A 13,287-nucleotide genomic window follows, 5' to 3' on the forward strand; every position below is an offset into this window, starting at 1 on the left:
CGTGAAGTAGGGTGTCATTAATTTTCATCTATCTGACGGGATGAAAGGCACCTAATAATCTGAATTCTTGAGGCTTATCGCGTTTCTTCAACAAATTGGGCAGTGGCCCTATCAAGTACCTGCTTCCGTCGTTCTTGTACCCTATGAACATAGAGCGTTTTCGGATCAACAGCCTTGCCCGGAGCAGAGGGCAAAGCCATTTCATACTTGGGTGATCGCCCATGATCGGCAAGTAAGCGCTCTAAATTGTAGACCTTATTGAAGCGCCAAAGCATCTTTAAGAAATTGAATTGGCCCCTCAGCACACGTTGGGTAACCAATGCGGTTAAATGCCTCGCCGTCCGCCAGGAGATATGTTTCATATTCATCACCTGTTGGGTTTTAAGAAGCTCGGCGTAAAATTCTTCCAAGGGGAGACGGGTTGGAAGTACCGCGTGTTGAATATCAAAGAGACGGTAATCCCGCGTCCTCAGGCGGTGGGATTCAGTGTGCCAGATTTCCGTACCCGGATAAGGCGTATTAATACTGATGTTTACTACCTCCGGGACTTCAAGACACCACTGGCGAACAACTTCAAACCGCTCCCGGTCCCAATCCGGATCCGCGATAATATTAATGGCCACAGTGATTCCTAAGGAACGGGCACATTCGAGAGCTTCGATATTTTTGTCAAAAGGGATCCGTTTGCGAAATTTACGCAGTCCCTCCTCATCGATGGCCTCAAGGCCCAGAAACATATATTCCACCCCCAAGTCCCGCCAAAACTTAAAAACATCCTTGTTACGCAAGAGCACATCACCCCGGGTCTCAAGATAGAATTTTTTCTTGATGCCTTTACGGGCAATCGCCTCACCGATCTCTAACCCATGCTTTGATTGGATAAATGCCACATCATCAACAATGAAAATACCCGGCTCCTTTATCCGTTCCAGTTCTTCGACAGCCACCTCCGGGCTGAGAGTGCGATAGCTTCTTCCATAAAAAGTCCAGGCGCTGCAAAAATTGCAATCCCAAGGACACCCCCGTGAAAATTCAATGGAAGCACAAGGATCAAGCTGGCCAATAAAATATTTACGGCGGTGCCGTACCAAATCTCGGGCGGGCCGCACCTCATCAAGATTGGGCACCATCACAGGGGCTGGACCTTCCTCCTCCAGAGTCACAGCCCCAGGAACTTCGTTGATAGCCTCCCTGTCCTGTTCGATCACGTCCATAAGCTGCGCTACGGAAGCTTCCCCTTCCCCACGAAGAATACAGTCAATGGCCCCTTCCCCGTGCTCCAGAAGCTCCTGGACAGTAAAAGAAGCGCTATGCCCCCCGACAAAGATAAAACATTGGGGCAAGTATTCCTTGGTCTCTTTTGCCAGATCAACAATCTCGGGAACGTTAGCCAAAAAATTGCACGAGAAGGCAATGGCATGGGGGCGCCAATGCTCAATAAGCTTTACATAGGCAGTGTGGGTTTCTACTTGCAAATCAATGATGCGGACCTCATGCCCCCCACGCCGAACCGCCTCGGCAACCAACTCAAGCCCCAAAGGCTCCAGCCGCAAAAAAACCTCGGTGTACATGAGAGGGCCCGGATGGACAGCGAGAAAACGCATGGCATCACCTTTAATTGCTCACGCTACAAGCGATAACAAAAAATTTAGTAGAAACGCTTGGTTTATTCCAGATGGTTGTGAGCTATGGCAATTGCCATTTAGAGGGAGCTTATTTAAGTATCTTAGTAAAAGTTTTGAAGCATTCCTGGGGCGAGCCGGTGGTGTGGAGCCAGGGGACAGGGAAGTCCCCGCACCGATTCGCCGGGAGCGAATCGGGACATCCGCAGGAGGCCCCTCAGGGGGCGCGCCAGGGAGGGCGCGCAACAAACCCTTTTTTCAGGGAGGAAAAACGGGTTGGCGGAACACCACCAACTCGCTCCTAAAACACCTCATATTTTAGTCATAGGTACTTAGGTGGAACTTTATTAGGCTTGGGGTGTCACCGTGATCAGGCCGTTGGCGGCAAGGGTAAACCAGAACCGTGGGTCCGGGCCCAGCCCAGGAAGGGGCCGGTTAGACTTGCCCGCCAGGCAGGAAAACCTGGCGGAGTAAGTCAACGGCAAGTCACCAGGATGGCTTGACAGCCTGCCCCATGGGCCTTAGATCTCATTCAAGTAAGAAAGGCTACAGCCTACTCAAGACCCCTTTCCTGAGTCCGTAATTCTTGTGCTGCTGCCACCAGGGTGCAAAGCGCCGCTTCTACTTCTGGCCAATCGCGGGTTTTGAGACCACAATCGGGATTGATCCAGAGCCGCTCAGGGGGAACATATTCAGCCGATTTTTTTATCAAATCCACGATTTGGGTGACAGTGGGCACCGCTGGAGAATGAATATCATAGACCCCAGGCCCCACTTCATTGGGATATTCGAAGGCAGCAAAAGCCTCTAACAGTTCCCCACCGGAACGGGAAGTTTCAATAGTAATGACATCCGCATCCAAGGCAGCGATAGCATGGATGATATCGTTGAATTCCGAGTAGCACATGTGGGTATGAATCTGAGTTCCATCCCCCACTCCTGTAGAAGCTACTCGGAAGCAACGCACCGCCCAATCTAAATAGTGCTCCCATTCTGTTCGCCGTAACGGCAACCCTTCCCGAAAAGCCGGTTCGTCCACCTGGATAATTTTGATGCCGGCCTGCTCCAGATCCTGAACTTCATCGCGGAGAGCCAGGGACAATTGGAGGCAAGTATCCGCATAGGGCTGATCATCACGCACGAAGGACCATTGCAACAAAGTCACCGGCCCGGTCAACATCCCCTTTACTCGCCTAGAAGTCAGTGACTGGGCATAGCGTATCCACGCTACCGTCATAGGCTGGCGACGAACCACATCTCCATAAATAATCGGCGGCTTGACGCAACGGGAGCCATAGCTTTGGACCCAACCATTGTGGGTGAAGGCAAATCCCTCTAACTGCTCGCCAAAGTACTCCACCATATCATTGCGCTCAGCTTCGCCATGGACGAGTACATCTAACCCATAGTTTTCCTGAGCTTTAATGGCCCTTGCGATCTCCGCTTCCATCCGCTGCTGGTATTCCTGCTCGGAAATTCGGCCCGCCTTAAAATCCCGTCGTATCTTACGGATGCTCGAAGTCTGGGGAAAAGAACCAATGGTGGTGGTCGGATAAGGCGGCAGTTTCAACTGTTCTCGCTGGACTTGGGCACGAAGGGAATAGTCGTGACGACGCCGGGTCATCTCTGGAGTCACCTTAGCCATACGGGATCTAACTTCTGGCCGATAAATCCGACTTGACTGGCGGCGACCAGATTGGGCTGCCGCCGAAATTTCCAAGGCCTTGGCCACCGAACTCCGCCCTTCGACTAACGCCTGTTTGAGGGTTACCACCTCTTCGATTTTTTGCACTGCAAAAGCCAGCCATGACTTCAATTCTTCATCCAGTGCCGGTTCCAGAGTCAAATCCATGGGACTATGGAGCAGGGAACAGGAAGGGGCCACCCAAAGCCGCTCCCCAAGGCGTTCTTGTAACGGTTCCAGCAGTCTAAGACTGGCCTCCAGCTCATTGCGCCAAATGTTGCGTCCATTAACAACGCCCGCTGAGAGCACTTTATAGGGAGGAAGCTCATCCAATACTTTGGTCAGTTGCTCGGGGGCACTCGCCAAATCAATATGCAAGCCCTCTACAGGCAAGTGGCAAGCAAGGTGAGTATTATCCCCAAGAGCGCCAAAATAAGTGGTCAAGAGGCATTTTAGGCTCCTGTTCGCCAGGTCAGAGTAAGCCCTTTCAAAAGCGGCCTTCCAATCTGCAGGCAAATCCAAGACCAGAATGGGCTCGTCAATCTGAACCCACTCAACTCCTTGGGCTTGGAGACGATGCAAGAGCTGACCGTAAACCGGAAGCAACGCCTCTAGCAAAGAGAGCTTATCAAAGTCCTCGCCTTTAACCTTACCCAGCCATAAAAAGCTTAAGGGTCCAAGTAATACCGGTTTAACGGAAAAACCCAACGCTTGGGCCTCCGCCACCTGGTTAAATAGGGCGTTGCTTGCAAGGCGAAAATCCTGTTGCGGTTGAAACTCAGGAACAATGTAATGGTAATTGGTATTAAACCATTTGGTCATCTCACAGGCCGCCACCCCCTCGCTGCCCGATCCCTGCCCCCGAGCCATGGAGAAATAGGTATCCAGATCGACTTCATCTTGAGATTCACCAAATCGCGGCGGCACCACCCCCAGTAGGGTGGACATATCGAGAACATGGTCATACCAGGAAAAATCACCTACCGGGATTAAATCCAAGCCGGCCTCCTGTTGCCGTTTCCAATGGAGTGCGCGTAACTCCTTCGCCGTCTGAATGAGCTTTGCCTGGCTCCAATGTCCTTTCCAATAGGACTCCAGTGCCCACTTCCACTCCCGGTGGCTGCCTATCCGTGGGAATCCCAAATTGTGCGCCAAGATCACGAGGAACACCTCCCTATTTATTTCTTGATGTATAAAAACAAGAAATAGTGTGGCGCAGGCAATTTATTAATACAATTTAATTATTTTTTTATTTTCATGAATATTGCTCATGAAAATAAATTCAACTGACCCGACGCAATAACAACAACGCTCGACCTTTAACCCCTATCTCGCTGCCTGCCGGGTAGAAGTCTGAATCTTCCTCAGGAAGCGGCTCATCCGTGGCCAGGGTTTTCACCCAGCGTTGGCCCCACTTTTCATCCGGAAGCGTAAAAGCCAGTGGCTTGTGATGAGCGTTAAATAACAGATAGAAGCTATCATCAACCAGCGGTTCACCACGACGATCAGTGCTCGCAATCGCTGCCCCATTTAAAAACACCCCCAGTGACTTAGCATAGCCCACATTCCAGTCTTCTTCGGACATCTCCTGCCCTTCTGGGGTGAACCACTTAATGTCAAAGATATCGCCACCGTGAATAGGACGGCCCTGAAACCAATGCCGGCGGTGAAAGATGGGATGTTTTTTTCGAAAATGAATCAGACGCTGGGTGAATTCCAGCAAAGTCTTATCTTTATGGTCCCAATCAAACCAAGAGATCTCATTATCCTGGCAATAACCATTATTATTTCCTTGTTGGGTCCGACCTATTTCATCCCCCCCCAGTAGCATGGGGACCCCTTGGGAGAGGAATAGGGTAGCAAGAAAATTACGTTTCTGGCGGGCCCGGAGACTATTAATTTTAGGATCATGGGTAGGCCCCTCGACGCCACAATTCCAGGAGCGATTATGACTCTCACCGTCCCGGTTGTCTTCCCCATTGGCCTCATTATGCTTTTCGTTATAAGAAACCAAGTCGTGGAGGGTAAAGCCATCATGGGCGGTGATGAAGTTAATACTGGCATGGGGCCGACGGCCACTGGCCTCGTAGAGATCGGAACTTCCTGTAAAACGGAAGGCAAACTCCCCCAATGTTTGCTCCACCCCGCGCCAATAGTCCCGCACAGAATCCCGATATTTCCCATTCCACTCAGCCCAACCTGGCGGGAAATTACCGACCTGATAGCCCCCTTCACCAAGATCCCAGGGCTCGGCAATCAGCTTGACCTGGGAAATCACTGGATCTTGATGGATAATATCAAAGAAGGCACCAAGGCGATCCACCTCATGGAGTTCCCGGGCGAGGGCTGCCGCCAAATCGAATCGGAACCCATCCACATGCATCTCTAAAACCCAATAGCGGAGACTATCCATAATCAGCTGAAGGGTGCGGGGATGCATCATGTTGAGGGTGTTACCGCAGCCTGTGTAGTCCATATAGTAACGGGGATTATCGGGATTTAAACGGTAATAGCTGGCATTATCAATTCCTCGAAAACAAAGGCTTGGTCCCAGCTGGTTTCCCTCGGCTGTGTGGTTGTAAACCACATCGAGGATCACCTCAATTCCCGCCTGATGCAATGCCTTGACCATGGCCTTAAACTCGGTGACGTGTTGGCCTAGTTCAGAGTTGACGGCGTAGCGGGCATCCGGCGCGAAATAGCCGATAGAATTGTAGCCCCAATAATTGCTCAACCCCCGTTCAACCAAAGGGTGCTCGGAAATGCTCTGGTGAACGGGCATCAATTCAACCGCGGTCACCCCCAAGGAGTGAAGGTAGTCAATCACCGCTGGATAGGCCAAGCCGCTATAAGTTCCCCGCAGATGCTCCGGAACTTCTGGATGGCGAGCGGTAAAGCCCTTAATATGGACCTCATAGATTATCGTCTCGTCCCAGGGGGTCCAAAGTTGGCGATCTCCTTCCCAATCAAAACTGGGATCAATAACCACACATTTGGGTAGAATCGAAGCACTGTCCCGCTCGTCTTTGCTGAGATCGGCATCGGGATGCCCGATTTGATAACCATAGAGCGCATCAGTCCACTGCACCGATCCTGCGATGGCCTTGGCATAGGGATCAAGCAAAAGTTTAGTCGGATTAAAACGATGGCCAGCACAAGGCTCATAGGGGCCATGGACGCGAAAACCATAGCACTGCCCCGGCCCAACCCCCGGCAAGTAACCATGCCAGGAAAAGTCGGTCACTTCCGGAAGTTCAATCCGAGTTTCATCTGAGCCATTGAATAGGCAAAGCTCAACTGCCGTCGCATGCTCTGAAAAAAGGGCAAAATTAGTCCCCGCTCCATCCCAAGTTGCTCCCAAAGGATAGGATTCTCCCGGCCATACCTTCATAGACTTATCTCTATCAATGTTTATCTCCATCAGGTACTGGAGTCTCAGAATAGAATAATAACAGCAGCCCAGCTAGAATAAATGATATTCGCCAAACCCAACCGGCCCAGTGACCCTCAGCAGAATCCAGGCGAAGTTCCAACCAGCGCCCCACGCCCATGACGACCGCCAGAATACCCAGAGTGGCATGATTGACTTCAATAAGAAATTCGGATTTCAGGGCAAACACCGTATGGGAATGGGTCAATAATAAACCACCGCCCACTATACAGAGCAGGGGAAAAAACAAAACGGCACGGGGATGGGTTAGCTTTCCCGTCCGCACCCGCCATTCAAATAAACCCACAGCAATGACCAGCACCGTAAGCAGGCGATGTTGCAGTACTACCGGCACTTGTAAGGTCTGCCAGAAACTTTCCGCTCCCAGGGGCCAAACGGTAGAAGCGGCAAACAGAAATAGGAAAACAGCCAGCCCTAAAAACAGCAGGGGCCAATGACGGGCCCAGGGGAAAAACCTGCTGCGGTCCACAAACGCTAACAGCGCCATGAGCAAGACCACCGCACCGGAAAAATTGTGATTGAACTCACTTTGAGCCCTTTCAACGGCCACGGGCAAAGCATAAATGTCAAAGACAGAGCTGGCAGCCGCAGAATATTCTTCCCGCGATGGAGGTACTAAGCGGGGTACCCGGGGCATAAAACGGTCCGCGACTTCCGTAAAACTAGCCTGTTGGTCAGGTGTATCCACCGCCGGTGGCAGTGAGGTCAGGGCCGCCGCCGAGAGCAGGACGATGCTCAATACCCAGGCCTCTGCACCCAGGAAAGGCGGTAATTTTTCCAGCACCCCCGTCGCTTGGCGCTGCTTTCGCCAACGCCTGACTTGGGAGAAATTCCTCGCGGCTAAGAACAACGCCAAAAGCAGCAGCACCACTTTAGTGAGCACCATGGTGCCATAGCCGGTACCTATCAGGCCTTGCCAACTCCCCACATAGTTTAGTGCCAGGTAGACTCCAGCAACAATCAGAAGTATCACTGAGCCCAACGCTACAGGAGAGAAACGGGCCATCCAGCGGGGCCAAAGATAGGAGGCTTCTAGATTTCCCCATAGCAGCCGCCATAGGGCTAATAGATGCAAGATTCCTCCCACCCAAATGACAGCAGCCCATTGATGTACTACGGTAATGGCCATCAGCGGTACCCGATTATCAATCCGGCTTGCCCCATGGACCAACCAAGCCCCCGCGATCATCACTCCCCCAGCCAAAAGCGCCAACCCTACCCAACCGGGCAAGGAGGCAGGTCGCCGCGAGAGCCAGAACCAAGACACTGCGGTAAGCCCTAAAGCCGCCATGATCCGGACTATCCCCGCTTGAGCAAAATCAGTTGCTAAGAACTGCGCCATCGGCCAATCCCTAAGACCATCGAGCGAAATCCAAAACTGAAACGCAAGCCGGAGGAGCTGAGTGGCAACCAATCCCCCTCCTCCCACCGTGATCAAATAGGCACTTCGCTGCAGCGCTACTCGGCCCATGATGGTGAGAGGCTGCCAAGGCCGTAATACGGCAAGAGCCACTACCCCCCCTCCCATGGCCAATCCTAAAGCGATGAGGTCAAGACCATGCAATAAAACATCAAAAAACTCGATTAACAGGGTCATCGGCACCTGCTATTTACTGAGGCACACTAATGATGAAACGAATGACTCCTTCCGTGGTATGACCATCAGTGGCTAGGATCTTGTAGCGGACTTGATAGGGGCCTGGCGCTAAGGAGGGCAGTGGAATATAGAGGCGGGCTGGATCAGCCTCTAGGGCAAAATTACTCTCAGGAATGGATAGCTTTTTCAGACGATCCTTGGTCCCCCATAGACTCGCCTGGGCAAAAGATTTTTCTATGCTAACGTTAAAGCGAAGCACGATGGCTTCGGGAACCTGGGCTAGGACCTCTTGGTCCGCAGGCGAGGATTCCACAATCACCGCGTGCCCCCAAGCCGCTGTCATCACCGCCTCCAGGACCAGTAAAACCCAGACCTTAAAGGCAAATTCCCCGATCAATGAGACCACAATCTCCCCCGTCTCTTTAGCCTCACAACGGAGGACGAACTCTTTGCCAGCACAAACAAGAAACCCCTAAGCCCCCATCCCCCTGGTTAACCATGTGCGCCGACTACAGAAGGAGCTATGCCGGTCTTGGATTTAGGCAATTGAGTCCGGTAATTTTCTATGCTCTGGAGGATACCTTCCCCATCCAAACGGCAGTGGGCTAATAATTCCTCCCGGGAACCGTGTTCCAAAAAACAATCAGGTAAACCATGCAAGAACACGGGCACCGGAACCCCGTGGTTCGCGAGACACTCGCTTACGGCACTCCCTGCGCCACCTGCAATGGCATTATCCTCCACCGTCACCAACAACTCATGGCTCATGGCCATTTCCAGAATCATGTTTTCATCCAGGGGCTTAATAAAACGCATATTCACCACACTGGCATTGAGCTTTTCCGCCGCCTCCAGGGCGGGCGCCACGGTGGCGCCAAAAGCAAGGATGGCGATACCTTGACCTTCCCGCTTTAGCTCCGCTTTACCCACCGGTAGCGCTGTCATGTTTGATTCGACCGCCACCCCAGGGCCTTTCCCACGAGGATAACGGACGGCTGCAGGCTGCTCTAGCAGAAACCCCGTGTAGAGCATCTGCCGGCATTCGTTTTCATCTGCCGGGGCCATAACAACCATGTTGGGAATACAGCGAAGATAGCTCAGATCAAAACTGCCCGCGTGAGTTGGACCGTCTGGTCCCACCACCCCAGCCCGGTCTATCGCAAAGAGTACCGGCAGGTTTTGCAGAGCAACATCATGAATTAGTTGATCATAGGCGCGTTGCAGAAAAGTGGAATAAATCGCAACCACTGGTTTGAGCCCATCACAAGCCATCCCGGCGGCCAAAGTGACACTGTGCTGCTCGGCAATACCCACATCGAAGTAGCGTTCTGGAAAACATTCGGAAAACTTCACCAAACCCGAACCTTCTCGCATGGCAGGCGTAATACCCACCAAGTGGGCATCCTGAGCAGCCATATCACATAGCCACTGGCTGAAGACTTGAGTGTAACTCACTGCCGGCGAGGACTTCTTTGGACCTTGCGGAAGCCCGACCTTAGGATCAAAGGGAGTCACCCCATGATAGGTCACCGGATTTTCCTCAGCCAGCGTATAACCCTTGCCCTTGCGGGTGACGATATGCAGCAACCGGGGTCCACTCAACTTCTGTAAATTTCGTAAAGTACGGACCAGCGAGGTGAGGTCGTGCCCATCGATTGGGCCGAAGTAATTAAATCCCATCTCTTCAAATAAGGTCCCCGGCGCCACCATCCCTTTGACATGTTCTTCCGTGCGGCGCGCCAATTCCCACATGGGCGGCGGCATACGCTCAAGCACTTTTTTGCTGCCTTCCCGCACTGTGGAATAAACCCGACCACTTAATAAGCGCGTTAAATAGCTGGAGATCGCACCCACATTAGGGGAGATAGACATCTCATTGTCATTCAGGATCAGGAGCAAATCGGCATCTAAGGCACCGGCATGATCTAAAGCCTCATAGGCCATCCCTGCTGTCATCCCGCCATCACCAATAATCGCAATGGTCTTGCGATTCTCACCTCTTTGCTTAGCGGCAATAGCCATGCCGAGAGCGGCGCTGATTGAGGTGCTGGAATGGCCCACACCGAAGGTATCGTAAGGACTTTCATAACGGGCAGGGAAAGGCGCCAAGCCACCTGCCTGACGAATAGTTCCCAGCCGCTCCCGCCTTCCCGTCAGCACTTTGTGAGGATAAGCCTGGTGCCCAACATCCCAGACCAGCCGATCTTCAGGAGTATTGAAAACATAGTGCAGTGCAATGGTCAGCTCTATAGTGCCCAAGCCAGCGGCTAAGTGTCCTCCACTGCGAGCGACGGAATGGAGGAGGAAATCGCGCAACTGCTCAGCCATCGGTTCCAGCTCGGACTCAGGTAAACGGCGCAGGCATTCTGGAGAATCAATCCGTTCTAATAAAGGGTAACTAGTTGCAGAAGTCATGGTCTATCCATGAAAGCATTGTAAGATTCTTAAATTATGTAGAGCACCGTACTGAGGCGCAAGGATTTTGTTGTCGCTACCAAAGATGGCTGGGTGGAAATCAAAACAATCAATCCTCAAGCACGTCCCTCTCCTAATAAGGTAAGCCCTAAATAAGCTGAGGGCAAACCTAGAAATACTTTCTAAGTATAAGGTTTCTCTTGATTGTACTTGCAAAGGGCGCTAGCGGCCTGTATTTTTTCGTAATTAGATATATTCTGACAACACCTTATTTTTGCACTATTAGAGCAACAGGATTAAACCGATGAAAGTTACCCTCGCTCAACCCCGCGGTTTTTGTGCCGGGGTAGTGCGTGCTATCGATATAGTCGAGCGCGCGCTGGAAATTTACGGCGCTCCGATTTATGTCTTACACGAGATCGTTCATAATCAACACGTTGTCGAAGACTTGCAGCAACGTGGGGTCATCTTCACCGAAGATTTAGTCTCCATACCCCCCGGCTCAGTGACCATCTTCAGCGCCCATGGAGTCGCCACTGCCGTTGTGGAAGCGGCCAAGGAAAATAATCTACAAGTCATTGATGCCACCTGTCCCCTGGTCACCAAGGTTCACCTCCAGGCCCAAAAGTACCATCGCCGCGGGGATGAGTTAATTATCATTGGCCATTCAGGCCATCCAGAAGTAGAAGGAACCCGCGGGCGAGTGGATGGGCCCGTATATGTCCTGGACTCAGTGGAAGAAGCGGAAAAACTGGAGATCAAAGATCCGGAGCATGTGGCTTATGTGACCCAAACAACCCTCAGTATCGATGATACTCGCGATGTCGTCGCCGCCCTTAAGAGGCGCTTTCCCAAAATCCATGGCCCAGAACTCGATGACATCTGCTACGCTACCCAAAATCGCCAAAACGCGGTCCGTGAGATGAGCAAAGAAATCGACATTTTACTGGTCGTGGGCGCGCGTAATAGTTCAAATTCTAACCGCTTGCGGGAAGTTGGTGAGCAAAACGGCATTATTGCCCATCTTATCCAAGATACCAAAGATCTCGATTCAAGTTGGTTTACCCCCCAATCGCGAGTGGGGGTTACTGCCGGTGCTTCCACACCGGAGGTGCTTGTGCAAGGGGTATTAAACAAGTTACGCGACTATGGGGTAGAAGAAGTCCAGGATTTAGATGGGGTTAAAGAATCCGTCAGTTTTCGCCTACCCGCAATGCTACTGCGCGCTGAGTTGCAACAAAAACAAGCAGCACATTCGAAAAACTAAAGTTATTTCAAAGATCCAAGGGGGAAAAGCATGGGTATACCTTTAATCCAGCAATATCGTGTTGGCCGCTACGTTTTGGGCAAAAAGCTTCGTGGTGAAAAACGCTATCCCCTGGTACTCATGCTTGAACCCCTTTTCCGTTGTAACTTGGCCTGTGCCGGCTGTGGCAAGATTGATCACCCGGAGGAGATTCTCAATAAGCGCTTGAGTGTCCAGGAATGCCTCGATGCGGTAGATGAATGCGGCGCGCCGATTGTTTCCATTCCCGGCGGAGAGCCCCTGCTCCACAAGGAAATGCCACAAATCGTCGAAGGCATCATCCAACGCAAGAAATTTGTGTATCTTTGTACCAATGCCCTGCTGCTCGCCAAGCGTCTCAAAGACTATACGCCATCCCCTTACCTTACTTTTTCCGTCCATTTGGACGGCAATCGGGAACACCATGACGCCTCTGTTTGCCAACAAGGGGTGTTTGATCGGGCAGTAGCTGCCATCAAACTATGCCGTGAACGGGGCTTTCGGGTCACGGTAAACTGCACCCTATTCCAGGGCGTCAAGCCGGAAGAAGTGGCTGACTTTTTCGACTACTGTATGGAGATGGGGATAGAAGGTGTCACCATCTCCCCAGGCTATAGCTACGAACGCGCCCCGCGCCAGGACATTTTCCTTCAGCGAGTTGCCAGTAAACGCCTATTTCGGGATATCTTCCGCCTGGATAAGGCACGTAAATGGCAATTTAACCAATCCAGCCTCTTTCTAGATTTCCTGGCCGGGAATCAAACTTACCAGTGCACTCCCTGGGGTAACCCCACGCGCAATATTTTTGGCTGGCAACGGCCTTGCTATTTATTTTCAGAGGAAGGTTACGCTCCCACCTTCAAATCCCTCATGGAAGAAACGGACTGGAGTAAATACGGTACCGGAAATCACCCCAAATGCGCTAATTGTATGGCTCATTGCGGTTATGAGGCCACAGCCGTCAACGATACCCTGGATCATCCTCTGAAGGCTTTCAAGGTTTTTCTCCGGGGGCCACGTCTTGAAGGCCCTTTGGCCCCCGAGCTGCCTATTAATTATTCAGAAAAACCGGATACCGTATCCATACCCGTTGATAGCCTGCGCCGTAAAAGCAGGGGAACCTCCTAACAACACCAGATTTTGGAGCTAAGAAGCCGTGCTAAACGGTTTCTTAGCCAACCAGAGGTTGCCCAGGCGGCCATGCCTAGCAAGCAATTCCAGATCATTGCCGGC

General features: G+C 51.8%; 8 protein-coding genes. 2 read left to right on the plus strand and 6 right to left on the minus strand.

What is annotated here, in order from left to right:
• Window positions 1-74 precede the first annotated feature (74 nt).
• The 6 genes from hpnR to dxs all read right to left on the minus strand — a co-directional run bounded on the left by hpnR (window position 75) and on the right by dxs (window position 10,769).
• The gene (hpnR, locus tag E3U44_RS17075; protein ID WP_134359282.1) at window positions 75-1,604 is read right to left on the minus strand and encodes a hopanoid C-3 methylase HpnR; all 1,530 of its coding nucleotides are present in this window, start codon (window positions 1,602-1,604) and stop codon (window positions 75-77) included.
• 571 nt (window positions 1,605-2,175) lie between these two features.
• Window positions 2,176-4,467 carry a 5-methyltetrahydropteroyltriglutamate--homocysteine S-methyltransferase gene (gene metE / locus E3U44_RS17080; RefSeq protein WP_134359283.1) on the minus strand — a complete coding sequence of 764 codons (2,292 nt, stop codon included), beginning with the start codon at window positions 4,465-4,467 and terminating at the stop codon, window positions 2,176-2,178.
• A gap of 121 nt (window positions 4,468-4,588) precedes the next feature.
• Window positions 4,589-6,697 carry a glycogen debranching protein GlgX gene (gene glgX / locus E3U44_RS17085; RefSeq protein WP_134359284.1) on the minus strand — a complete coding sequence of 703 codons (2,109 nt, stop codon included), beginning with the start codon at window positions 6,695-6,697 and terminating at the stop codon, window positions 4,589-4,591.
• Between the two features lie 13 nt (window positions 6,698-6,710).
• Complete coding sequence (locus E3U44_RS17090; RefSeq protein ID WP_134359285.1) at window positions 6,711-8,354, minus strand: copper resistance D family protein; 1,644 nt, start codon at window positions 8,352-8,354, stop codon at window positions 6,711-6,713.
• A gap of 13 nt (window positions 8,355-8,367) precedes the next feature.
• The gene (locus tag E3U44_RS17095; protein WP_240761637.1) at window positions 8,368-8,760 is read right to left on the minus strand and encodes a copper resistance CopC family protein; all 393 of its coding nucleotides are present in this window, start codon (window positions 8,758-8,760) and stop codon (window positions 8,368-8,370) included.
• 86 nt (window positions 8,761-8,846) lie between these two features.
• Window positions 8,847-10,769 (minus strand): 1-deoxy-D-xylulose-5-phosphate synthase, encoded by a 1,923-nt coding sequence (gene dxs, locus E3U44_RS17100; protein ID WP_134359286.1) that lies wholly within the window; start codon window positions 10,767-10,769, stop codon window positions 8,847-8,849.
• Window positions 10,770-11,073: 304 nt separating this feature from the next.
• Here dxs and ispH point away from each other — a divergent pair, with 304 nt between their 5' ends.
• Together ispH and hpnH are read left to right on the plus strand one after the other, a co-directional pair.
• Window positions 11,074-12,036 carry a 4-hydroxy-3-methylbut-2-enyl diphosphate reductase gene (gene ispH, locus E3U44_RS17105; RefSeq protein ID WP_134359287.1) on the plus strand — a complete coding sequence of 321 codons (963 nt, stop codon included), beginning with the start codon at window positions 11,074-11,076 and terminating at the stop codon, window positions 12,034-12,036.
• A 30-nt stretch (window positions 12,037-12,066) separates the two neighbouring features.
• The gene (gene hpnH, locus E3U44_RS17110) at window positions 12,067-13,182 is read left to right on the plus strand and encodes an adenosyl-hopene transferase HpnH (RefSeq protein WP_134359288.1); all 1,116 of its coding nucleotides are present in this window, start codon (window positions 12,067-12,069) and stop codon (window positions 13,180-13,182) included.
• The last annotated feature ends 105 nt before the right edge of the window (window positions 13,183-13,287 follow it).

Origin of the sequence: Nitrosococcus wardiae (assembly GCF_004421105.1) — a bacterium.
GTDB classification, from domain to species: domain Bacteria; phylum Pseudomonadota; class Gammaproteobacteria; order Nitrosococcales; family Nitrosococcaceae; genus Nitrosococcus; species Nitrosococcus wardiae.